Origin of the sequence: Clostridium sp. JN-9, assembly GCF_004103695.1 — a bacterium.
In the GTDB taxonomy this organism is placed as follows: Bacteria; Bacillota; Clostridia; order Clostridiales; family Clostridiaceae; genus JN-9.
The window spans coordinates 2,728,573-2,753,830 of record NZ_CP035280.1 but is presented as its reverse complement, the minus strand read 5'-3'; the positions used below and the strand labels follow the sequence as shown (position 1 = coordinate 2,753,830).

The 25,258-nt window shown below is 34.9% G+C and carries 17 protein-coding genes, 3 tRNA genes and 3 rRNA genes; 16 read left to right on the top strand and 7 right to left on the bottom strand.

Annotation, left to right across the window (positions count from 1 at the left end):
* Window positions 1-66: 66 nt before the first annotated feature.
* On the top strand, window positions 67-924 hold the full coding sequence (locus tag EQM05_RS13275) for a polysaccharide deacetylase family protein (protein ID WP_128750470.1): 858 nt from the start codon (window positions 67-69) through the stop codon (window positions 922-924).
* A 26-nt stretch (window positions 925-950) separates the two neighbouring features.
* On the opposite strand, the gene EQM05_RS13270 is transcribed toward EQM05_RS13275, so the two are convergent.
* Both EQM05_RS13270 and EQM05_RS13265 read right to left on the bottom strand, forming a co-directional pair.
* Window positions 951-1,679, bottom strand: a complete 729-nt coding sequence (locus EQM05_RS13270; RefSeq protein ID WP_128750469.1) for a type 1 glutamine amidotransferase — start codon at window positions 1,677-1,679, stop codon at window positions 951-953.
* Window positions 1,680-1,703: 24 nt separating this feature from the next.
* Entirely contained in the window at window positions 1,704-3,029 is a 1,326-nt protein-coding gene (locus tag EQM05_RS13265) for a Mur ligase family protein (protein WP_243108177.1), read from the bottom strand.
* 257 nt (window positions 3,030-3,286) lie between these two features.
* Here EQM05_RS13265 and EQM05_RS13260 point away from each other — a divergent pair, with 257 nt between their 5' ends.
* From EQM05_RS13260 to EQM05_RS13210, 11 genes are all read left to right on the top strand, one after another.
* Entirely contained in the window at window positions 3,287-5,005 is a 1,719-nt protein-coding gene (locus tag EQM05_RS13260; RefSeq protein ID WP_128750467.1) for a tetratricopeptide repeat protein, read from the top strand.
* A gap of 77 nt (window positions 5,006-5,082) precedes the next feature.
* Window positions 5,083-5,946, top strand: a complete 864-nt coding sequence (locus EQM05_RS13255) for a DMT family transporter (RefSeq protein ID WP_128750466.1) — start codon at window positions 5,083-5,085, stop codon at window positions 5,944-5,946.
* A 201-nt stretch (window positions 5,947-6,147) separates the two neighbouring features.
* A complete protein-coding gene (gene pckA, locus EQM05_RS13250; protein ID WP_128750465.1) occupies window positions 6,148-7,719 on the top strand; it encodes a phosphoenolpyruvate carboxykinase (ATP) in 1,572 nt (523 codons plus the stop codon).
* 155 nt (window positions 7,720-7,874) lie between these two features.
* Complete coding sequence (locus EQM05_RS13245) at window positions 7,875-8,720, top strand: aromatic acid exporter family protein (RefSeq protein ID WP_128750464.1); 846 nt, start codon at window positions 7,875-7,877, stop codon at window positions 8,718-8,720.
* Window positions 8,721-8,804: 84 nt separating this feature from the next.
* Window positions 8,805-9,647, top strand: a complete 843-nt coding sequence (locus EQM05_RS13240) for an undecaprenyl-diphosphate phosphatase (RefSeq protein ID WP_128750463.1) — start codon at window positions 8,805-8,807, stop codon at window positions 9,645-9,647.
* Window positions 9,648-10,908: 1,261 nt separating this feature from the next.
* Window positions 10,909-12,420, top strand: a 16S ribosomal RNA gene (locus EQM05_RS13235).
* A gap of 157 nt (window positions 12,421-12,577) precedes the next feature.
* Window positions 12,578-12,653, top strand: a tRNA-Ala gene (locus EQM05_RS13230).
* 3 nt (window positions 12,654-12,656) lie between these two features.
* Window positions 12,657-12,733: transfer RNA gene (locus EQM05_RS13225), tRNA-Ile, on the top strand.
* Window positions 12,734-13,069: 336 nt separating this feature from the next.
* Window positions 13,070-15,973 (top strand): 23S ribosomal RNA (locus EQM05_RS13220).
* 59 nt (window positions 15,974-16,032) lie between these two features.
* Window positions 16,033-16,149: ribosomal RNA gene (rrf, locus tag EQM05_RS13215) — 5S ribosomal RNA — on the top strand.
* The 16S, 23S and 5S rRNA genes sit together here with 3 tRNA genes alongside, the layout of an rRNA operon.
* A gap of 33 nt (window positions 16,150-16,182) precedes the next feature.
* A tRNA-Asn gene (locus tag EQM05_RS13210) sits at window positions 16,183-16,257 on the top strand.
* A gap of 12 nt (window positions 16,258-16,269) precedes the next feature.
* Here the strand turns inward: EQM05_RS13210 and EQM05_RS13205 are convergent.
* Window positions 16,270-17,127 carry a ComEC/Rec2 family competence protein gene (locus EQM05_RS13205; protein WP_128750462.1) on the bottom strand — a complete coding sequence of 286 codons (858 nt, stop codon included), beginning with the start codon at window positions 17,125-17,127 and terminating at the stop codon, window positions 16,270-16,272.
* Window positions 17,114-18,583, bottom strand: a complete 1,470-nt coding sequence (locus EQM05_RS13200) for an aldehyde dehydrogenase family protein (protein WP_128751123.1) — start codon at window positions 18,581-18,583, stop codon at window positions 17,114-17,116. The genes EQM05_RS13205 and EQM05_RS13200 overlap by 14 nt, the downstream gene beginning before the upstream one ends.
* Before the next feature lie 155 nt (window positions 18,584-18,738).
* Between EQM05_RS13200 and EQM05_RS13195 the strand changes: the two genes are divergently transcribed.
* The 4 genes from EQM05_RS13195 (at window position 18,739) to murQ (ending at window position 23,273) form a co-directional block, all read left to right on the top strand.
* On the top strand, window positions 18,739-19,578 hold the full coding sequence (locus EQM05_RS13195; protein ID WP_128750461.1) for a PRD domain-containing protein: 840 nt from the start codon (window positions 18,739-18,741) through the stop codon (window positions 19,576-19,578).
* Between the two features lie 171 nt (window positions 19,579-19,749).
* Window positions 19,750-21,105 (top strand): PTS transporter subunit EIIC, encoded by a 1,356-nt coding sequence (locus tag EQM05_RS13190; protein WP_128750460.1) that lies wholly within the window; start codon window positions 19,750-19,752, stop codon window positions 21,103-21,105.
* A gap of 96 nt (window positions 21,106-21,201) precedes the next feature.
* Entirely contained in the window at window positions 21,202-22,290 is a 1,089-nt protein-coding gene (locus EQM05_RS13185; protein ID WP_128750459.1) for a MupG family TIM beta-alpha barrel fold protein, read from the top strand.
* 71 nt (window positions 22,291-22,361) lie between these two features.
* The gene (murQ, locus tag EQM05_RS13180) at window positions 22,362-23,273 is read left to right on the top strand and encodes an N-acetylmuramic acid 6-phosphate etherase (RefSeq protein ID WP_128750458.1); all 912 of its coding nucleotides are present in this window, start codon (window positions 22,362-22,364) and stop codon (window positions 23,271-23,273) included.
* 41 nt (window positions 23,274-23,314) lie between these two features.
* Here the strand turns inward: murQ and EQM05_RS13175 are convergent, their stop codons facing one another.
* The 3 genes from EQM05_RS13175 to EQM05_RS13165 form a co-directional block, all read right to left on the bottom strand.
* Window positions 23,315-24,070: a SagB/ThcOx family dehydrogenase gene (locus EQM05_RS13175; RefSeq protein WP_128750457.1), complete on the bottom strand. Its 756-nt coding sequence runs from the start codon at window positions 24,068-24,070 to the stop codon at window positions 23,315-23,317.
* A 135-nt stretch (window positions 24,071-24,205) separates the two neighbouring features.
* Window positions 24,206-24,415: a DUF378 domain-containing protein gene (locus tag EQM05_RS13170; protein WP_128750456.1), complete on the bottom strand. Its 210-nt coding sequence runs from the start codon at window positions 24,413-24,415 to the stop codon at window positions 24,206-24,208.
* A 145-nt stretch (window positions 24,416-24,560) separates the two neighbouring features.
* Window positions 24,561-25,025 carry an Lrp/AsnC ligand binding domain-containing protein gene (locus EQM05_RS13165; RefSeq protein ID WP_128750455.1) on the bottom strand — a complete coding sequence of 155 codons (465 nt, stop codon included), beginning with the start codon at window positions 25,023-25,025 and terminating at the stop codon, window positions 24,561-24,563.
* Window positions 25,026-25,258: the final 233 nt, after the last annotated feature.

Here is a 25,258-nt window from a genome sequence, read left to right as displayed (position 1 = left end):
TATTTAGAAAATAAGGGTTAAGCTATATAGTAGAAAAACATAGAATTCTGTCAAGAGGTGCTGAAAATGACGAAATTATGTAACACTACTATAGGAGCTTTCACTTATTTTCTTTTTTTGCCTGTAATTTGTTTTATTCTTTTCTGTAATACAACTGTTATGGCTAAATGCTGTGAAATTTCCATAAATGTAAATAATAATTCAACTTATGATTTGGAGTTGTATGGAAGAAAAGTAAAGAGCAGATACATAAAGGATCCAACTAATATCAAAGAGGTTTTTCTGACTTTTGATGATGGCCCAAGTGCTGGCAGCACAATGGAAATATTAAATATTTTAAAAGCAAAGGGCGTGAAGGCCACTTTCTTTTTAGTTGGGAACAGAATAACCCAGTATCCTAAAACAACTAAAATGCTTGCTGAAAGTAATATGTGTCTGGCGCCGCACACCTATACACACCAATACAAAACAGTATATAAAAGTGTTGATTCCTATTTTGAAGATTTAAATAAATGCAGCAGTGCAATTAAAGCTGTAACAGGCAGGGAACCAGTAAATTATATAAGGCTTCCAGGGGGATCAGACAATGAAGTGACTTCCAGAGAAAACCTTAATGAAATCAGGAAAAAGCTCTGTGAGCAGGATATAAGATATGTTGATTGGAATGTAAGCAGCGGTGATGCCGCAGGGCCTAAAATATCAAAGGAAACAATAGAAAAAAATATTATAAGTCAATCCCAAAACAGTAAACTTGTTGTAGTGCTTATGCATGATTCCGACATGAAAAAAACCACAGTTGAAGCACTTCCATTCATTATAGATTTTTTTAAGAACAATGGATACGAATTTAAAACATTTGATAATGTTACCCCTAAAGAAGAAAACATTATGAAAAAGATTGGGGTATTAAACAGAGCAGGTTAAAAAGACTGAAGATATACTCCAGTCTTTTACTTTTTTTTAGTTTCTCTATTAATAATAAATTCCTTAGCTTTATTTTCTAAGCTGCTGTCCAGAGGAGGAAGTACATAATCAGGGTTTTTTATTTTTAAAGCAGTTTCAATAAGCCTATCAGCTAACTCAGGATTTTTGGATAATAAAGATCCATGAAAATATGAGCAATATGTATTTTTATAAATGCAGCCCTCATATCCATCTTCACCATTATTTCCATAACCAGCCAGCACTTTGCCAAGAGGCTGCAGGTTACCTATGTATGTTCTTCCTGAATGATTTTCAAATCCAACATAAGTTTCATTGTATTTTTCATTGAAGATTACTGTATTGCCAATAAAACGCTTATTGCCCCCCGTAGTGTATATATCCAGAATGCCTAAACCATCAAGTTTTTCTCCATCAGGTGTAGTATAATATTTCCCAAGGAGCTGATATCCCCCGCAGATAGCAAGAAATACTTTTCCACTTTGTATGTATTCAGTAATAGCAAATTTCTTAGTTTCAGTTAAATCATCAGAAACTATAGACTGCTCATAATCCTGACCGCCGCCAAAAAAGGTTATGTCATATTTACTGCCCTCAAAATGATCTCTAAGTGAAACGTTAAAAATGTTAACATGGATACCCCGCTTTAAAGCTCTATACTTTAAAATTAATATATTACCTAAATCCCCATATACATTCAGCAGATCAGGATATAGATGACAAATATTTAACTCCATACTTACACCCTCCTTATATTTGCATTACCAGAACTTCTTAATATATCCTTTGCTTTGCAGAAACTTTCTAAAATCAATCATTGCAGTATAGGTTGCTAAAACATAAATCATTTGTTCATCCGATGTCTTTATTTGCTGCAAAAGTTCATCATAGGTATTTGAAAAGGTAAATTTATCTTCAGAAAGTCCAGCTACCTTTAATCTTACTGCCATGTCATACAGCCTTATTCCAGCTACATTTACCTTATTTATATTAAGATTGGCAAGCTGTTCAAATTTAACATCCCATATCCATGAAACATCTCGTCCATCTGCATAATTATCATTAAGAATAAAACATATATCAACTTTTCTATTATCTAATTTTACAGAATTAATTGCTTCATCATAACCTGCTGGATTTTTAACTAAAATGATTTTAACTTCTTTATTTTCAATATTTAATATTTCCTGTCTTCCAAAAGAACTTTTCTGGCTCTTTAAAGAATTGAAAATAATAGAATTATCAATGCCTAAAGTTTTTCCAACAGAATATGCACATAGTGCATTATAGATATTGTATGTACCAGGCTGGCTTACATAATACTCATTTCCATCAATAGATATAAGTGATCCATCTGAGGTAACCTGTTTAATTTCATTAACAATGTAGTCCAGATCAGGACGTTTATAACCGCAGTTATCACAGTAATAATCTCCAAGATGACTATATGTTAAATAATTATATTTATATGGTGCCTTACACTTTTTGCAAAACTTTGCATCAGCATTTATATCTACAGTTTTAGACTGTTCTAATGAGCATGTAAAACCATAATAATATGTTTTGTTCTTTAAGCCTAAATCACCAAGAAGAGATTCATCTCCATTTAAAACTAATGCTGCTTCAGGAACCTTTTGTATTCCTTCCAGAATTTTCTTTAAGGTGGTATAAACTTCACCATATCTGTCAAGCTGATCTCTAAATAGGTTTGTCACTGTAATAATTTTGGGAGACACAAGCTGTGTTATAAACTTCAGATTTGCCTCATCAACTTCAATTACTGCATATTTATCCTCTGCAGTGTTTTTAAATTTATAATTTTCAACAAAGCAGGTTACTATGCCTGGGAATAGGTTAGCACCTGTATTATTTGTAATTACTTTCTTCTTATTATCTTTTATCATATTATATATCATGCTGGTAGTTGTAGTTTTCCCATTTGTACCTGTAACTAAAATAATGCTGTAATCTTTTGCAACAGTTTTCAATATTTCAGGAGCTATTTTAAGAGCTACTTTACCAGGAAAATTGCTGCCTCCTTTTTTGAAAAAATGGGAGGTTTTAATTACAGCTTTTGAAATAATTATGCCGAAAAATGCCTTAATATTAATTTCTCACACCACCTTGAATATTAAAAGTTTCTATAATATTAAACTATAAACTCTCTCCCCTTAACTGTCAACCGCAAAACCGCAAACTGTCAACTCAGACTCAAAACTCAAAACTTCCAACTCAGACTCTTAACTTAAAACTCTTAACTTAGAACTGTATAGTCCTGGCTTTTTCTTGTATTATTTGTTAAAATATAAATATATTTTATTATATTTAGAAATGGAGAAAAAGTATGGTAAACGATTTTTGGAAGAAAGATGAATTTACTAAATTAAAAAGCAAAGGATATAAAAAGTTTTTTAAACATAGATGTATAACCTCACTGATTGGCATTGCAGGTGCTTTGGTGATTACAGGTTCTATTATTTATTTTAGGGAAAGAGTTCAGCCTCAGCCAAAGGTAACTATTACAACAAACAAAGCTGAGGAATACTTTTATAGTGCAAAATATGATGATGCTATTAATGAGTATATTAATATTCAAAACATAGATAATACCTCAAATTTACTGAATGTAAAAATTGCTGAAGTATATTCTGTTAAAGGTGATATTGAAGATTCTAAAAAATATATTACAAAGGCTAAAGGTGATAGAAAAACAGCAGAATTATTAAATTATATAATTTTTACTGAATTTATGAATAAAGATTATAAAACTGCTCTTTTAGATGGAGAAAAAGCTCTTAAGGATTATCCTCATGATAAAAAGCTCATTAAAACCATGTTTACAGTTTATATGGCTAACAATGAGTTGGACAAGGCAAAATCTTTAATGAACATTTATCCTGTTGATTCAAATTCATCCTACGATATGGCTGAGTATGGGAGAATGCTCATGGTTCAGGGCGATATGGATAATGGATTTAAAAATCTAAAGCTGGCATGGGATAAGAATAAAGATGAATATAAGGTTTATGATGTACTGGCCCAGATATCCGTATATAATAAGGATAAAATTTTAGAGCTTATAACAAACTTGTCAGACAAGAATAAAGAGGAGCCGGCATATAAGATGTGGCTTGCCAAAATATACTCTCTTCAAAAAGAAACTGCGGATCAGGCAGGTCAGATTTTAGACAGCATAAAAGATAGAGACATAGGGAAAATAGAATTTAAGCTCATTGAAGCATCAGTTCTTCAAAATACAAATAAAACTAAAGAAGCTGATGAATTAATGAATACCTTAATAAAAGAAAATAAAGACAGTTATACTATACTTCATACAGCTGGGTGGTATTATCTAAATAAGAAGGAATATGATAAAGCTGAAAAGTACTGTAAGGAATCTATACTTAAGAATAGGGATTATCCTGATAATTACGGCTTTTTAATGCCTGAAATATTAAAGGATGAAGGAAAAAGTATAGAGGGTGAACCATATTTCAGAACTGCCATGATGAAGGAACCTTATAATTATAATATAATGTTAAATATAGCCAACTTTTACTGGTATACTAATAAAAATACTGATAAGGCAATGGAATATTTCAAAATGGCTGAAATTGTTAAACCTGATGATGCAGATATTAAATATAATATGGCTTTGATAGACTTAAATAATAAAAAAGATGATGATGCAGTAAAACTTCTCAATGAATGTATCAAATTAGCAGATGCAGTGCCGGAATATCATAGGACATTAGGAACTGTATACTTTTTAAAGGGTAATACAAAAGAGGCACTTCAGCAAATAAGATATGCATATAATGGAGATGAAAATGATATTTTAACTCTTAACAATGCAGGATGTTATTATATAACAGTTGATGCCAATTTAGACCGTGGAATGTTTAATCTGAAAAAAGCCTATGAAGGTATCACTAAAGATACCGATAAATATACTAAGGATACTATTACTGAAAATTATAACAAGGCTAAAAAATTATATGATGATTACACAAGTTCTAGTTCAAAGACTCTAAAGGTTCCAGATTTTATTATGTTTTATTAATTAATGAAAATATGGCGGTATATCTGGTTTTACAGTAAAAATCAGATTATACCGCCAATAATTTTGGCGGTGATAATATGAAAAATACTAAGGGTTACATATATTCTATAATAGGAGCAATATTATTTGGCACTGCAGGTTTATTTATAAAATCTGCTTATGAAACAGGTCTAAGTGCAGTATCACTTTTAACAGTGCAGTATATTTTTGCTGTAATTTTAATGTTTATAGTAGCTTTCATAAAGAACAAAGAGACTTTAAAGGTATCTAAAAAACAGTTAAAAGATTTAGCTGTTTTAGGCATTATAGGCAATACATTTATGACTGTATTTTACTATATGGCTTTTGAATATTTACCAATGGCTATGGTAACAATGCTTTTATACACTTATCCAATAATGGTTTTTATATATACAACGGTGTTTAATAAACGCAAAGTTAAACCTAGAAAACTAATGGCATTATTACTTGCATTTACAGGCTGTATTTTAACATTAAATTTATTAGGCGGTAAACTTAGTTATTCATACAAAGGTATAATTATTGGGTTGTTAAGTGCTGTTTTCTACGCATTTATGAACATTTTTGCTGAAAAAAAGCTTAGCAATGTGGAACCGTTAACTATTAATGCATATTCTACATTATTTTCTCTAATCTCATTATGTATATACAGCTTTCCAACATTTTTGTTCAGAGGAGAAATACATGTTAATGGATTAATAAATATATTGTGCTTAGCATTTTTCTGTGAAATCATACCATTGACTCTTTTGTATGCGGCTATATCATATATTGGTGCCCTGAAAGTTTCTATAATTAGTAACTTGGAAATACCAACATCTATGATTGTGGGATTTTTATTTTTGCAGGAAAAGGTATCTATTATACAGATAATTGGGGCAATGTGTATAATTTATGCAGTATACCTTCTGAGAGATTGAAATACTTCTTAGTTTTCCCGCATTCTGTTATATTTACAATGCACATATTAATATAGCACAAATAATTAATAATAAGATAAATGTGATATAATTTTGCAGGATATTATTCAAAAAAATTCATTTTACCCTAAAAATAAAATATTTATTGCATTTTACACAAAAAGGTGTAAAATTAAGGTATAACATTTGGGGGGGATTTTTATGTCTATTGATTTACAATATTTAAAAATTAAAAAATATAATAAACTCTATAGAAATTTGCCAGTACCTGAATTAGTAGAAAAAGCTATTATGAGAAATGAAGGCATATTATCAAGTACAGGAGCTTTAGTAATAAATACTGGGAAATATACTGGAAGATCTCCAAAGGATAGATACATAGTTAAACAATCAAGTATAGATAACAAGGTAAATTGGGGAAGCATAAACTTACCAATCGATGAAAATGTTTTCAATAAGTTATATTCTGATGTAATTAATTATCTTGAAAATAAAGATTTATTTGTTTTCGATGGATTTGTTGGTGCAATGAAGAAATATACTCTTCCAATAAGAGTAATATGTGAATATGCTTCTCAGGCACTGTTTTCAAATCAGATGTTAATAAGACCCTCACATAGTGATCTGCAGGATTTTCTACCTGAATTTAATGTTATTTCAGCACCAGGATTTAAAGCAAAAGGAATTGAAGATGGAATAAATTCAGAAGCATTTATAATAATTAACTTTGATAAAAAAATTATTTTAATTGGGGGAACTCACTACTCAGGAGAAATAAAAAAATCTATTTTCTCTGTTATGAACTTCCTGCTGCCTGATAAGGGAATAATGCCAATGCACTGCTCTGCAAATATTGGTGAAGCTGGTGACACAGCAGTATTTTTCGGACTTTCAGGAACAGGTAAAACCACATTATCAGCAGATCCTGAAAGAAAGCTTATTGGAGATGATGAGCATGGATGGTGTGATAAGGGAGTTTTCAATTTTGAAGGCGGCTGCTATGCAAAAACAATAAAATTGGATAAAGAAAAGGAAAAAGAAATTTATAATGCAATAAAATTTGGCTGCGTTTTAGAAAATGTAGTTTTAAATGAAAAGAGAGAAGCAGATTACGATGATGGAAGATATACAGAAAATACAAGAGCAGCATATCCTATTAATTTCATAGAGAATGCTGAATTGTCAGGGGTTGGCGGAAATCCAAATACTTTGATTTTTTTAACTGCAGATGCATTTGGAGTTATGCCTCCTATCTCAAAGTTAACAAAGGAAGCTGCAATGTATCATTTTATGTCAGGGTATACAAGTAAGGTAGCAGGAACAGAAAGAGGAATTACTGAGCCTAAAGCCACTTTTTCTGCCTGCTTTGGAGAACCATTTATGCTGATGAACCCATCTGTATATGCTGAACTTTTAGGAAAAAAGATTCTGCAGCAAAACACAGATGTATATCTTGTAAACACAGGCTGGCTATATGGAGGCTATGGTAAAGGCAGCAGGATCCAGCTTAAATATACAAGAGCAATGATTAAGGCAGCACTTAGCGGAGAGCTAAAGAATGCAGAGTACACAGAACATCCTGTATTTAAGGTTTTAATGCCTGCTCACTGTAAAAATGTACCTGATGAACTCCTGAATCCTAGAAATACCTGGGATGATAAGGAAGCCTATGACGTTAAAGCTTATGAACTGGCCGGTAAATTCAATGAAAACTTTAAGAAATTTAAAAATGTGGATGATGCAATTAGAAGTGCAGGTCCTGTTATTCCATAGTTAATATAAGAGTCTGATAAATTCAGGCTCTTTTTTAGTTATATGATTAAATGTAAAAGTTTTAATAATGTCTTAAGGGAATTTATAAACTTGACAATACATAATGAATTATTCATAATTATTTAATATTTACTACTTAATGTGGAGTGATTTTAATGATTAAACTAAAAAAAGTCGGGTTAAGAAATATAAAAACAGCTATAGCAGTTTTTTTATGCGTAATTATTTCCTGGGCATTAAAGTTTGAGTATCCTTTTTATGCAGCAATTGCCGCAATTATTTCAATGCAGAGTTCTGTAGTAGAGTCCTTTACAGTTGGAAGAAACAGAATACTTGGAACAATAGTTGGTGCATTTATAGGATTTTTATGTGCACTAATTCAGCCTGGGAATGCGTTTCTATGTGCTGCCGGCCTTATTGTTGTTGTATATATTTGTGATTCATTCAACTGGAATAAGTCCGTAACCATTGCATGTATAGTGTTCATGGCAATAATGCTGAATCTTAATGGAAGAAGCCCCATGTCTTACAGCATAAACAGAATTATTGATACACTTTTAGGTATTGTAGTGGCCATATTTGTTAACTACTTTATTTTTCCTCCCAAAATTATGGAAGATATAGAAAGAAAAAATAATTTGTTAAAAAGCAGCATAAAAATTTCTATTAAGGAGTATTTAATTAACAATAAAGCTATTAATTTTGGTGAGATTAATAAAAAAATACTAAAGCTTGAGGAGAAATTAATATTAATATCTAAGGAATTAATGAAAGATGAAATTAATGAAGATGTAATTAAAGAAATACTTGTTGATTTGGAAAATTATAAAATGATATTTTCCTGTTTTAAGCTACTGAATAACTATGAGGGCAGTGTTGAGCCGGACTATAATAATGCAATTATAATAGAAGAGAAATTTCAAACTAAAATTGACATGAAAATAAATAATAATAATATAATATATAATTATATTATAAAGCAGATATTAGACAGGATATAATTTTTAATCCTATTTTAATTGTTATGAAAATTAAAAGATAGTATAATCAAATAGTAATAATAAATAGAGAGTGAGAGTGAAGATATGCTTTTAATAATCAAAGCTATTATAGTCGGCATTGTAGAAGGTATTACTGAATTTTTACCAATTTCCTCTACAGGACATATGATAGTTATAGGCAAACTCATTAAATTTAACGGCTTTTACAGAAAGCCATATACTGACATGTTTATGGTTGTTATTCAGCTGGGTGCAATATTATCAATAGTTGTGCTGTATTGGGATAAAATATTGCTAACATTGAAAAACTTTTTTCCAAGTAAAAATTTACCTGCAAAAAAATCAGGCCTGAGATTTTGGATAATTGTTATAATAGCATGTATACCAATGGCTGCAATAGGACTGCCATTACAGGATAAAATAGAAGCAAAATTATTCTATCCGGTTCCAGTGGCTGCAGCTTTAATAGTAGGCGCCATATGGATGATCTATGCAGAAAAAAGATACAGAAATAATTCGGCAAGAAGTGGTATTTTTGATATAAATGCTAAACAAGCTATAATTATTGGAGCATTTCAGTGCTTGGCTTTATGGCCGGGTATGTCTAGGTCAGCTTCAACTATTATAGGAGCATGGATTGCAGGATTATCAACTGTGGCTGGCGCAGAATTTTCATTTTTTCTGGCAATGCCTATTATGGTAGGAGCATCAGGAGTATCCTTATTTAAACACAATATATTAGCAACCTGTTCTACTTCGGAAATTATTGCACTGGCAGTTGGATTTGTTGTTTCTTTTATAGTAGCACTTGTTGTTGTTGATAAGTTCATTAAATTTTTAAAGAAGAGACCGCTGAGAATTTTTGCAGTATATAGATTAGGATTTGGATTACTTATATTAGTGCTGGCATTCTTCAAGATACTATAAAAAACAAAGATTAAAGATTAGAGAATAAAGAACAAATAATGTGGATTTTCTGCTCTGGCAGAAAATCTTTAAATTTAATTGATTGAGTGAATCATGTGTTTTAATAATCAAGGATGATTTCAATTATAGTTTACCAGGTGGGATTAAAAAAGGATTTGAAAAATCCAAAGCCGGTAGGCTGCCCTTTAAAAACAAAGATTAAAGATTAAAGAACAAAGATTAAATAATGTAGATTTTCTGCCCTGGCAGAAAATCTTTAGATTTAAGTTTTGCCAGGAGGCAAAACAACAATATTTGTTATTTGTTCTTTAATCTTTCCTGCTTTAGTATAAGTATATGGCTCTTTTATTCAATAGTGTTGATACGTTAACAAGTTCACGTTAGGGACAAGTCAATTAAAGTATATTCCAGTATTTCTCATATTTGTATATGTATTTTACATATACATTGCATTCATATGTCCTGTGCCAACTGCTCTGGAATAAATATTTTTGTGTGAATCCAGTGTTGTAATAGCGTAGACTTTATTATTGCTGATATTAATGTAACTTATGCTTTAATCATGAACCCCCTTTTCATTATGTTCAATGCTTTTCTGTCCCGTCCGGGAGAATTTCTAATTTGATGTGCAATGCAGTTTTGAATAGTTGCTTTACTTTGAAATCTATTTAATTGGCTGCCTACTGGCACAGGATTTTTACAAATCTTTTTTTACCATCTAATAAAACTATAATTGAAACCATTTTTAGTTATTAAAACCTATGATTCACTTAATCAATTAAGTTTTTGGTTTTTCTGCAAAGAAAAACTACCTTATTTAATCTTTGTTCTTTAATCTTTAATCTTTAGATAAAGTCCTATTTGCATCAACATTATTATTTAAAAGAGCCATAGATTACTTGGTAACAGTTAAAAAGTACACATATCAACGTATACTTGTTCTGGTGTATCATTATAAGAAAAAATAAAAAAAAATAAGTAAATGAGAGTAATTAAGGAATAATTTAAATATATTAAGATAAAACTTTATATTGATTAGTATAATTGTGATAGAATAACACATGTCGCTTATGAATGCGACAAAAATTAACAAAGCTTATTCAAAGCTATTGACAATTATATATGTTAATGATAATATATAATACGTCAGTATTTGACATTTCGATCTTTGAAAATTAAACAGAGAAGATAACAGGTAAAAACTTGTTAAATAAACCAGCAATTCTTTTATAGAGTATAAAGTAATGAGCAATCAAACTTTTAAATTGAGAGTTTGATCCTGGCTCAGGACGAACGCTGGCGGCGTGCTTAACACATGCAAGTCGAGCGATGAAGTCCCTTCGGGGACGGATTAGCGGCGGACGGGTGAGTAACACGTGGGCAACCTGCCTCAAAGAGGGGGATAGCCTCCCGAAAGGGAGATTAATACCGCATAACATTAGAGCATCACATGATGTTCTAATCAAAGGAGTAATCCGCTTTGAGATGGGCCCGCGGCGCATTAGCTAGTTGGTGAGGTAACGGCTCACCAAGGCAACGATGCGTAGCCGACCTGAGAGGGTGATCGGCCACATTGGGACTGAGACACGGTCCAGACTCCTACGGGAGGCAGCAGTGGGGAATATTGCACAATGGGGGAAACCCTGATGCAGCAACGCCGCGTGAGTGATGAAGGTCTTCGGATTGTAAAGCTCTGTCTTTTGGGACGATAATGACGGTACCAAAGGAGGAAGCCACGGCTAACTACGTGCCAGCAGCCGCGGTAATACGTAGGTGGCAAGCGTTGTCCGGATTTACTGGGCGTAAAGGGTGCGTAGGCGGATGTTTAAGTGAGATGTGAAATACCCGGGCTTAACTTGGGTACTGCATTTCAAACTGGATATCTAGAGTGCAGGAGAGGAGAATGGAATTCCTAGTGTAGCGGTGAAATGCGTAGAGATTAGGAAGAACACCAGTGGCGAAGGCGATTCTCTGGACTGTAACTGACGCTGAGGCACGAAAGCGTGGGTAGCAAACAGGATTAGATACCCTGGTAGTCCACGCCGTAAACGATGAATACTAGGTGTAGGAGGTATCGACCCCTTCTGTGCCGCAGTTAACACAATAAGTATTCCGCCTGGGGAGTACGATCGCAAGATTAAAACTCAAAGGAATTGACGGGGGCCCGCACAAGCAGCGGAGCATGTGGTTTAATTCGAAGCAACGCGAAGAACCTTACCTGGACTTGACATCCCCTGAATAACCTAGAGATAGGCGAAGCCCTTCGGGGCAGGGAGACAGGTGGTGCATGGTTGTCGTCAGCTCGTGTCGTGAGATGTTAGGTTAAGTCCTGCAACGAGCGCAACCCTTATCATTAGTTGCTACCATTAAGTTGAGCACTCTAGTGAGACTGCCCGGGTTAACCGGGAGGAAGGTGGGGATGACGTCAAATCATCATGCCCCTTATGTCCAGGGCAACACACGTGCTACAATGGTGGGTACAGAGAGATGCAATACCGCGAGGTGGAGCCAAACTCTAAAACCCATCCCAGTTCGGATTGTAGGCTGAAACTCGCCTACATGAAGCTGGAGTTGCTAGTAATCGCGAATCAGAATGTCGCGGTGAATACGTTCCCGGGCCTTGTACACACCGCCCGTCACACCATGAGAGCTGGTAACACCCGAAGTCCGTGAGATAACCGTAAGGAGTCAGCGGCCGAAGGTGGGATTAGTAATTGGGGTGAAGTCGTAACAAGGTAGCCGTAGGAGAACCTGCGGCTGGATCACCTCCTTTCTAAGGAGTCGATATGTAAGGATAACTTACATACAGCTTGGTTTATTTCTCTGTTTAATTTTGAGAGATTAAATGTCATTTAGGCATTTAATGAATAATTTAGCAAATCTGCGATTTGTATAAAGAATTACTCAGGAAAATGTCTCTCTTTTTATGTGGGGGATTAGCTCAGCTGGGAGAGCACCTGCCTTGCACGCAGGGGGTCAAGGGTTCGAATCCCTTATTCTCCACCAAGAGGGCTTATAGCTCAGCTGGTTAGAGCGCACGCCTGATAAGCGTGAGGTCGATGGTTCGAGTCCATTTAAGCCCACCATTGTTCTTTGAAAATTGCACAGTATAAAAAAGTTTACATTAAAGTTAAGGTATACAAAAATACCTTTGTATTAAGATTACTTTATTTAAAGGAAAATCTATAGAAGCGAGCAGTACGATGAAGCTAGGAGCGAAGCGCGGAATTTACTCAAGGTAAATGAGCACTGCAGCGACGACGCTGAAGAAGTAATGCGAAGCTTATAGAGATTTTTTAAAAGTCTGTAGAAGCGAGCAATACAAGGAAGCAACTGAACGAGGAGCAGAGTTTACTCAAGGTAAATGAGCACCGCAGTGAAGGCAGCTGACGCAGTAGTGCGAAGCTTATAGAGATTTTAAAGGTCAAGCTACAAAGGGCGCATGGTGAATGCCTTGGCACCAGTAGGCGAAGAAGGACGCGATAAGCTGCGATAAGCTTCGGGTAGGCGCAAATAGCCTGTGATCCGGAGATTTCCAAATGGGGAAACCCACATACCTAACGGTATGTACTATAAACTGAATTCATAGGTTTATAGGGCTAGACCCGGGGAACTGAAACATCTAAGTACCCGGAGGAAGAGAAAGAAAAATCGATTTTCTGAGTAGCTGCGAGCGAAAGGGAAAGAGCCCAAACCAGGAACTTGTTCCTGGGGTTGTGGATAGATCATTATGTGAGACATCATTTAACTGAAGGTTCTGGAAAGGACCACCGCAGAAGGTAACAGTCCTGTAAGTGAAAAAGGAAGTCTTAAAGATCTATTCCAGAGTACCACGAGACACGTGAAACCTTGTGGGAAGCAGGGAGGACCACCTCCCAAGGCTAAATACTAACTGGTGACCGATAGTGAAGAAGTACCGTGAGGGAAAGGTGAAAAGAACCCCGGAAGGGGAGTGAAATAGAATCTGAAACCGTGTGCCTACAACCGGTCATAGCACTTTAACGTGTGATGACGTGCTTTTTGTAGAACGAGCCAGCGAGTTACGGTATGTAGCAAGGTTAAGTACTTAAGGTACGGAGCCGAAGGGAAACCGAGTCTGAATAGGGCGACTAGTTGCATGCTGTAGACCCGAAACCGGGTGACCTATCCATGGACAGGTTGAAGCGGAAGTAAAATTCCGTGGAGGACCGAACCACATTGGTGTTGAAAAATCATGGGATGAGCTGTGGATAGCGGAGAAATTCCAATCGAACTCGGAGATAGCTGGTTCTCCTCGAAATAGCTTTAGGGCTAGCGTTGAGAATGAGTAGTGGAGGTAGAGCACTGAATGGGCTAGGGGCTGACAACAGTTACTGAACCCTATCAAACTCCGAATGCCATATACTTGAATCTCAGCAGTCAGACTACGAGTGATAAGATCCGTGGTCAAAAGGGAAACAGCCCAGATCATCAGCTAAGGTCCCAAAGTGTAAGTTAAGTGGAAAAGGATGTGGGATTTCTAAGACAACTAGGATGTTGGCTTAGAAGCAGCCACTCATTTAAAGAGTGCGTAATAGCTCACTAGTCGAGAGGTCCTGCGCCGAAGATGTCCGGGGCTAAAACTTACCACCGAAGCTATGGATGTACACTACGTGTACGTGGTAGAGGAGCTTCCTGTATGGGTTGAAGTCGTACCGAAAGGAGCGGTGGACTGTACAGGAGTGAGTATGCTGGCATAAGTAGCGAGAAATAAGTGAGAATCTTATTGGTCGAAAACCTAAGGTTTCCTGAGGAAGGTTCGTCCGCTCAGGGTTAGTCGGGACCTAAGCCGAGGCCGAAAGGCGTAGGTGATGGACAATCGGTTGATATTCCGATACCGCCAACTGACGTTATTACAAATGGGATGACGCAGGAGGATAGGATGTGCGCACTATTGGATGTGCGTCTAAGCACTTAGTCAGGTCAGACAGGCAAATCCGTCTGATCAATGATGAGGTGTCATGGGGAGCGAAATTATCGTCGCGAAGTATCCGATTCCACGCTGCCGAGAAAAGTCTCTATGGAGGAAGTTGGTGCCCGTACCGCAAACCGACACAGGTAGGTGAGGAGAGAATCCTAAGACCATCGGAAGAATTGTTGTCAAGGAACTCGGCAAATTGACCCCGTAACTTCGGGAGAAGGGGTGCCTCGCAAGAGGTCGCAGAGAATAGGCCCAAGCAACTGTTTAGCAAAAACACAGGTCTCTGCTAAAGCGAAAGCTGAAGTATAGGGGCTGACGCCTGCCCGGTGCTGGAAGGTTAAGGGGATCCGTTAACGTAAGTGAAGCGGTGAACTTAAGCCCCAGTAAACGGCGGCCGTAACTATAACGGTCCTAAGGTAGCGAAATTCCTTGTCGGGTAAGTTCCGACCCGCACGAATGGCGTAATGACTTGGGCACTGTCTCGACAACAAATCCGGCGAAATTGTAGTGCAAGTGAAGATGCTTGCTACCCGCGATTGGACGGAAAGACCCCGTAGAGCTTTACTGTAGCTTAGCATTGAGTTTCGGTATTGTCTGTACAGGATAGGTGGGAGACTGCGAAGCAGGGGCGTCAGCTTCTGTGGAGTCACCCTTGGGATACCACCCTGACAGTACTGAGATTCTAACCGGTGGCCATGAAACTGGTCACGGGACATTGTTAGGTGGGCAGTTTGACTGGGGCGGTCGCCTCCTAAAATGTAACGGAGGCGCCCAAAAGTTCCCTCAGTGCGGTTGGAAATCGCGCGAAGAGTGCAAAGGCAGAAGGGAGCTTGACTGCGACACATACAAGTGGAGCAGGGACGAAAGTCGGGCTTAGTGATCCGGTGGTTCCTCGTGGGAGGGCCATCGCTCAACGGATAAAAGCTACCTCGGGGATAACAGGCTGATCTCCCCCAAGAGTCCACATCGACGGGGAGGTTTGGCACCTCGATGTCGGCTCGTCGCATCCTGGGGCTGAAGTAGGTCCCAAGGGTTGGGCTGTTCGCCCATTAAAGCGGCACGCGAGCTGGGTTCAGAACGTCGTGAGACAGTTCGGTCCCTATCCGTCGCGGGCGTAGGAAATTTGAGAGGAGCTGTCCTTAGTACGAGAGGACCGGGATGGACTGACCTCTGGTGTACCAGTTGTTCCGCCAGGAGCATGGCTGGGTAGCTATGTCGGGACGGGATAAACGCTGAAAGCATCTAAGCGTGAAACCCACCTCAAGATTAGATTTCCCATAGCGTAAGCTAGTAAGACCCCTAGAAGAACACTAGGTTGATAGGTTAGAGGTGTAAGCATGGCAACATGTTCAGCTGACTAATACTAATAGGTCGAGGGCTTGACCAAATAATTATACTGTGCAATTTTGAAAGAACAAGATTTTAATCTTTGTTCTTTAGTTTAAATCTGGTGATAATGGCGTAAAGGTAACACCCGTTCCCATTCCGAACACGAAGGTTAAGCTTTATTGCGCTGATGGTACTGCAGGGGAGGCTCTGTGGGAGAGTAGGTAGTTGCCAGGTTCAGTTAAATATTTTATTTAACTAACAAATTGTTCCGCGATAGCTCAACGGTGGAGCATTCGGCTGTTAACCGAAGGGTTGAAGGTTCGAATCCTTTTCGCGGAGCCATTTTTTTTTGCTTTATTGTTTTTCTATTGAATTTCCATTACTTACAATAACTATATTCCCATCTATATCAGTTCTGTAAATTTGAATATTTCTATATTTAAGATTTAATATAGTTCCTTTATTTGGGTGACCATACATGTTGCCTTTACCACAGCTGATTATTGCAATTTCAGGGTTTACTTTATCTAAAAATTCAGTTGAAGAAGAGGTGGTGCTCCCATGATGACCAACTTTTAAAACTTCACTGGATAAGTCATAATTCTTTTCCAGCATTTCTTTTTCACTTAATTTTTCTGCATCCCCTGTAAATATGAATTTTGAATTTCCATATGTTATTTTAATAACTGCAGAATAATTATTTGTCTCCTTATATTCAGAATTATTTGGGGCAAGTATTTCACAATTTGCTTTGTTTCCAAGATCTATAGAAACTCCAGCCTTGGCAATATTTATTTTTTTATTCTTATTTTTTAATTCCAGTACCATATTCTGAAATGCTGTTGTACTTTCAGCTTTCTTTGGTGCATAGAATTCACCAATATTAAATTTCTTTATAACTTCTGACATTGCCCCAATATGATCATCATGAGGGTGTGTAGCAATTATGTAATGAAGCTTTTTTATATGCTGCTTGTTCAGATATGAAATTAATTTAGACGTATTTTCATATGGACCAGCATCAATTAATAAGTTTATATTGTTAACCTGCACAAGAATGCTGTCACCCTGGCCAACATCAATATAATGAATTTTAATTTTATTATTGTCAGCTTCAGGGTGAGTTGATTTTACATTAAATAATGGTATTAACAATATAATTATTAAAACAGCAGAGGATAATATACCAATAAACTTTTTATTTAATTTCATTAAAATCCTCCAGGTTCAGTACTATACTTTTGATTTTGCTCATAGCTTCAATGCTATATCGTATACCCTGGGTGCCCATTCCAGAGGATTTGAATCCTGAGAATGGAAAATGATCAGGGCTTCTTTCAGTTTTTCCGTTAATTTGAACTGTTCCAACCTGAAGTTTATCTGCAATAAAAAATGCCTTATTAATATTATTTGTGAAAATAGAAGCTTGGAGACCATACTTTGAGCTGTTAGTAACCTTTACAGCTTCCTCCATGCTGTTTACTCTTATGATTGGAAGTATTGGACCAAAAGGCTCCTCCCAGGCAATTCTCATATCACTGGTAACATTGTCAAATATAGTAGGATAAATTAAATTATCTATACGCTTATTCCCTAAGATAAGGTTAGCTCCTTTGTTAATTGCATCGTCAATTAATTCCTGAACAAAATCTGCAGCTTTCATATTTATTAATGGTACTATTTCACAATCCTCCCTAAGGGCATCAACCCTTAAATTTTCTGCAATGGCCTTAATTTTGCATATTAAAGCTGGAGCAATACTATTTAAAACAATTACACGTTTAATTGCTGTACATCTCTGTCCTGAATAACTAAAGGCACCAGAAGCTATTTCTTTTGCTGCTAAATCCAGATCTGCATCATCTAAAACCAATGCAGCATCCTTACCTCCCAGTTCTAAAAGAGTGGGAACCATGCCTGCCATAGAGGCAATATGTCTGCCAACTTCTGTGCTTCCTGTAAAGTTGATAAAATCAATTCCCTTATGTGTAACTAGATAATCTCCTATGTCGCTTCCTTTACCTGTAACGGTATTTAATACACCTTTTGGCAGTCCTGCTTTATTAAATATTTCTGCCATATGAAGAGCGCTAATAGAGCCTGATGTTGGCGGCTTAAGAATAACACTATTGCCGGCAATTAAAGCAGGTGCAATTTTTGAAACAGACAGATTAATTGGATAATTAAAGGGAGAAATGGCCAGCACAGTTCCCAGAGGAACTCTTGTAACCAGGGAAATTTTATTCTTATTAAATCCAGGAAAACTGTCTCCTAATATTGTCTTACCCTCCATATGCTTTCCTTCATCTGCAGTGAACCTTATAAAATCAGCAGATCTTGTGATTTCTGAAATAGAGGATTCTTTATCTTTGCCTATTTCATATTGGAGTACCTTATATAGTTCAAGCATATTTTCTTCTAATAATAAAGCTGCTTTATTTAAAATTACAGCTCTTTCATTAATAGGTACATCCCTCCAGACCTTTGCAGCTGCATTAGAGCTTGCTATGGAAAGATCCACCTCTTCCTTTGTCATAGCCTGAATCATACCAACAACGGAGTTATTTCTGGGAGAATGGATTTTAATGTTTTTATTGCTGCTGCTTTGTACCCATTTGCCATCTAATAGATTTTTATAAATATTTTGCTGCCTGATATTTTCAAACATATTATCACCTTCTTTATCCATAGTATAGTCATCTATTGGCATATCAATTCACATTGAATGTTGAATTTTGTATACTTTAAAAATTTTATAACTTTGGTATAATTCTAGTAGTATGTTTTTTACATATTATTTTATCGGGGAGAGGTGCAGTATATTTGGAGAAACAATATAAAATTATAAAGACTTTTAATCATAATGTAGTTTTTTGTATAGATAGAGAATTATCAAAAGAGTGTATTTTAATTGGAAGGGGCATAGGGTTTGGCAAAAAGGAAAATGATATTATAGACAATAAAAAAGCCGAAAAGGTATTTTATATATCTAATGAAGCAAACAAGGATAAATTTAAGGGACTGACTAAGACTATAGATAAGGATATTGTTGGAGTAACAGAGGAAGTTATTGCCATGATTCATAATTCATCAAAGGGTAAACTGGACGAAAAAATCCATATAACTTTATTAGATCATATTTCTTTTGCTATAGAGAGGCACAGAAGCGGCATAAATATAGCAAATCCATTTATTGTAGAAGAAAGAACATTATATCCAGAGGAATATGAATTAGCATCAAAGGCCTTGAATATAATTAATAGCAGGTTAAATATTGATTTACCTGAGGACGAAATAGGATTTATAGCGCTTCATATTCACGCGGCTTTTACCCATGGAAGTATTTCAAAAACAAGTTTAAATGCTGCTATTATAAATGAAATGATTAAATTTATTGAGGAAACTCTGGAGATAAAAATCAATTCTGACAGCATAAATTATTCCAGGCTGATAACACACTTAAGATTTGCATTAGACAGAGCTGAAAAGCATATACCCATTGAAAATCTGCTTTTATCCAGTATAAAGAGAAAATTTAAAATATCATATAATGTATCAAAAAAATTAGCAGATAAAATAAAGCAGGATTATAATATTGAATTTACAGAAGATGAAATAGGATACCTTGCCATTCATCTGGAGAAAATAAGATTGAATAATTAATAATATATTCTTGAAAGTTATTGACATAAAAAGATTAATAGTATAAAATAAAATTACAAAGAAATATTAAAGCGTGTTACTGCTTAAGCAGGCATGAGCTAAAGAAAACTAACTAAAGGTTTTTTTTGGCTCTTATTTTTTTATATATTATTTTTAAAGGAGGAATTATTTATGTCTACTTCAAATTTGTCGCCTAAAGTTATTGCAGAAAACATACTTGATAAGGTTGGCGGAAAAGAAAACGTTTCTTCTGTTGCTTACTGTATGACCAGATTAAGAATGGGAATTGTAGATGACAGCAAAGTAAGTAAAGAGGAGATTAAGAAAATTGAAGGAGTACTTGGCCTGGTTGAACAAGGAGGACAATTACAAATTATTCTTGGACCAGGAAGAGTGGCTAAGGTAGCTACAGCTTTTGGGGAAATATCGGGCATTAAAGTTGGTGAGCTTGATGAGGCAAAAGTAAGAAAGGAAGAAATTAAGGCAAAGAATGCTACTCCATTTAAATTGGTTCTGAAGAAAATTTCAAATATCTTCATTCCATTAATACCAGCATTTATTGCCTGCGGTCTTGTAACAGGAATTTTAAATATTGTTTTAAAGTTTAATCCGGGTTTTGGAGCAGGAGCAACCGGCGGTATATTAAAAATTATTGGTAATTCAGTATTTTATGGTTTAAGTTTATTTGTTGGTGTAAATGCTGCTAAGGAATTTGGCGGATCACCAATGCTTGGTGGAGTTATGGCAGCAGTAATTTCTCATCCTGATCTTGCAAAGGTTAAGTTTGGAGGAATGCCGCTGGTACCAGGTCGTGGCGGTGTAATTGCAGTATTGCTTGTAGTTGCATTCAGCTCATGGGTTGAAAAAAACATAAGAAAGGTAATTCCAGATGTTTTGGATTTATTTATAACACCTTTACTTACAGTTTTGATTTCCAGTTTTGTAGCTTTGTTAGTTCTGCAGCCTTTGGGTGGAATGATATCTGATGCAATAGGATCAGCAGTAAAAGTATCAATTAAATCAGGAGGAGCTTTCACTGGATTTATTTTAGGAGGAACATTCCTTCCATTAGTAATGACAGGACTTCATCAGGGACTTACTCCAATTCATGCAGATTTACTTAAAACAACTGGTCAGAATTTACTTCTTCCAATATTAGCCATGGCTGGTGCAGGACAAGTTGGAGCAGCCATAGCAGTATTAGCAAAGACAAAAAACAAAAGATTAAAGAAGACAATCTGGTCAGCTTTACCAGTAGGTATACTTGGCGTAGGAGAACCATTAATATATGGTGTAACATTACCACTTGGAAAGCCATTTATTGGTGCCTGCATTGGAGGAGCCGTAGGAGGTGCATTTAATGCTGCTACTAAGGTTGCATGCTTAAGCATGGGACTTTCAGGATTGCCTTTAGCATTATTAATTAAACCAGGATCAGTATTATTCTATTTAACTGGTGTCCTGTTAGCATATATAGGCGGCTTCATAGCAACTTGGTTCATAGGTTTTGAGGACCCGGAAGTATAATATGAATAATTGAGAATTGGGATGTAAATCCTGATTCTCAATTTTAACTTTACATACAATTACATAATAATAAAATTATAAGGAGCTGATTTTGTTATGTCCAAAGGTATTTCAATATATTTAGGAATGAATTACCCCATAGAACAAAATATCAGATATATAAAGAAAGCTAAGGAATATGGATTTGACAATGTTTTTACATCTCTTCATATTCCAGAGGCAGATTACAGTAAGATTATTGAAGACTTCAAGAAAGTAGTTGAATTATCAAAAGATTTACACATGAAAATTATTGCTGATATATCTCCCAGAGCATTTAAATATTTAGGAGCAAGTATAAAGGATTTAAGTGTTTTAAAGGATATGGATATTTATGGTGTAAGGGTGGATTTTGGATTTTCACCAAAGGAAATAGCTGAATTTACTAATAATAAATATGGATTAAAAATTGAAATTAATGCATCAACAGTTACCGAAAGATTTTTAAATGAATTCGATAAACATAATCCTAATTACAAAATGCTTCAGGCATGCCATAATTACTATCCAAGAATGAATACAGGTATTTCTGAAGAAACTTTGTTAAAGAAAAATAATATGTTAAAAAAATATGGTATAAAATTATCAGCTTTCATTCCATCTAAATCAGGGAAAAGGGGACCTATATTTGAAGCACTGCCTACACTTGAAGTCCATAGAAATATGAAGCCTGAAGTTTGCGCCAAACATTTATTTGCACTGGGATTAGATAATGTTATATTTGGAGACAGCATACCTTCAGATGAAGAGCTTATTAGCGTGGGGAAATTAGAAGAACATATATTAGAATTTAATATAGAAGAATTAAACTGCAGTGAAATAGAAAGAGAAATACTTTTTAAAGGCAGCCATAAAAATAGGCCGGATCCTGCAGAAGATGTTATTAGATCAACCATGTCCAGGGAAACATTAAATGGAAGAAAAATAGAGCAAAGAAACAATATTGAAAGGGTTAAGGGAAGCGTTACTATTGATAATGAAAAATATTTAAGGTATTGTGGTGAAGTTCAGATATGTAAAAAAGACCTGCCTGCAGATCCAAGGGTAAATGTGGTTGGACATATTAGTAAGGATGAAGTTTTCCTATTGGATTTTATCAAAGATGAAACAAAATTTAAATTTATATCTGAAAGTAACTTTCATTAGATATTGAAGTTAATGAAAGTTTATGTTAATATAATTATAGGCTTTAAAAATTATATACAGGGGAGGACATTATGAATCTGAATAAATTAGAATCATTGGTAACGGAAGAAAGAAATCCAAATACATTAAATATTGACAGTGTATCTACAGAAGAAATAATAACTATGATAAATGAAGAGGATAAAAAAGTGGCTTTTGCAGTGGAAAAGGAAAAGAGCCATATTGCAAAAGCTGTAGATGTAATTGCTTACAGACTGAAAAATGGAGGAAGGCTTATATATGTTGGTGCAGGCACCAGCGGAAGGCTTGGAATTGTTGATGCATCAGAATGTCCTCCAACTTTCGGGGTAGATGACCAATTGGTTCAGGGCATAATAGCAGGAGGTAATACTGCAATATTTAAGGCTGTAGAAGGAGCAGAAGACAATACTGAACTGGGGAAGAAAGATTTAATCAGCAGAAATATCAATAAAAATGATGTAATCTGCGGAATAGCTGCATCTGGCAGAACACCTTATGTAATTGGAGCAATGAAATATGGTAAGGACATTGGATCCGCTGTTATTTGTGTTACCATGAATCCAAACAGTGAAATGGCTGCAATTGCAGATGTACCAATATCTGTAGTAGTAGGCCCTGAGGTTATTATGGGTTCTACCAGAATGAAAGCAGGAACTGCACAAAAAATGGTTTTAAATATGCTTACTACTGGTACTATGGTTAAGCTTGGAAAAGTATATGGAAATTTAATGGTGGATGTTCAGTCTACTAATGAGAAATTAATTACAAGGGCTAAAAGAATAATCATGCTTGCTACAGGAGTGGATATTACTACAGCAGAAAAGTATTTAAAAGAAACTGAGTATGATGTTAAATTAAGTATATTTATGATTCAGACTAATTTAGATAAAGAAAAAGCAGAGAAAATATTAAATGATAATAATGGATATATACAAAAGGCAATAGATAGCATTAATAAATAAATTATGCAGGTGAACTTTAATAAAGGCTCACCTGCAATTTATTATTTCTGAAGCTTACCAACAGGTGCTATATATATGCAGAATTCATCTTCACCATCTAAATGAAGTAAATTATCAATCTTTTTCTGGTCATAGGCTGCTATTGCAGAGGTACCTGCTCCAATTGACTCGGATGCTAAATATAAGTTTTCGCATAAATGTCCTGCATCCAGGCAGATCAGTTTATATGATGCAATATCATATCTCCATTCCATTCTATAAGGAATTACTGACCATATAAAAGTCACTGCTCCCTTGGATACAAAGTCCTGTTTTAAGCAGGCATCACTTAGCAGTTCTTCTAAATTGTCAGGGCAGTCTATAAAGTATATTTTATGATCCAGAGGCAGATATCTGTAAATCCCCTTTTTAAGTCCTTCTACATTAAATACTGCAATATAAGTTTCAAAACAATGTCTGGCACCTGCTGAAGGAACTGTTCTCAAAGTTGCATAACCATTTTTAACTATCTTTTTTATTCCCTGTACACTCCAAAGTAAAAAAGAAAATTCTTCTAAAGTAAGAGGAACATCGCTATAGGCATGTCTGGTTTTTCTTTTTCTCAATGTAGAAAGAATGTCCATCTGCCCACAGGTAAACAAATCGGGAGAAACTAAATCTATAAGCTTTACATTTTCAGGACACTGCTTTTGAATGGGAGGTTCAGGCATTTCCTTATTTTGATCTGTTTCTATGCTTTCAAGGTCAATAAATGCGTTGGCTTTTAAAAAGTCTCTGCAATTATCATTCTTGTTCATAATATGCATCCCCTTTTAAATCAAAATATATACTAAAATTATATAATTTAATTATAACACTAAATTTATTTTAAGATATATGCAGCATAAAATTAACCCCCAATAATAATATCAGGGGTTTGTAATGTTAAATTACTATTTAACTTCTCTTGTTTCTCTATCTTTTCCAAGGAATGAAATGGCATATAATCCTGCTATGCCAACAATAGCATATACAATTCTTGTGAATGCAGACATACTTCCAAACAATGTAGCTATTAAATCAAACTGGAAAAAACCAATAAGACCCCAATTTATAGCGCCTATAATAACTAATACAAGTGCGGTAATATCTAATGCTTTCATTAAAATTACATCTCCTTTCAAAGCTTATACCATTATTATTGACATTTTTATATAAAATATAAGTAATTTGTAAAATTATTTTAGAAAAATATATAATAAAAAAGGGAAACATATGCTTCCCTCTTTTATTATGTATAAATATAATTTAAAGTTCAATATTTCTATCAATAGGCTGATATAAAGAAATGAATGTATTTGTTCTTTGTATTCCATCAATAGTCTGTATTTTAGTCATAAGTAAGTTTTGAAGATCAGACATGTTTTTACATAGTATTTTCACAAATAATGAATAATCCCCAGTGGTATAATGTAATTCAACTACTTCTTTAATTGCTTTCATATGAGCAAGGACATTTGTAAATGATGATGATTTATCTAAATAAATTCCTATAAAGCAGCAAATATCATATCCTAATTTAGAGTTATCAACAATAAGTTTAGTTCCCTTTATTATTCCCATATCCTGCATCTTTTTCATTCTTACATGTATAGTTCCCCCGCTGACGTGGCAGTTCCTGGCAATCTCTAAATATGGGGTACGGGAATCCTTAATTAAAATATCCAATATCTGAAGATCAAGTTCATCTAATCCACTTATGCATAAATTCATAAAAATCACTCCTAAAATAAAGTATAGTTGTCATGATAGCATTTCTAAACGTTTTCAACACGTATATTTTATCATGCTTATAATTAAATAGCAAATTTTTTATCAAAATAATAATAATTCAATTATTTTTAAATTGATATAACAAAAAATGGATATTAAATAAGGTATTGATATATTACATAAAATATATAATAATAAATATATAGAAAGTAAATGTCTATAGATAAATTAAG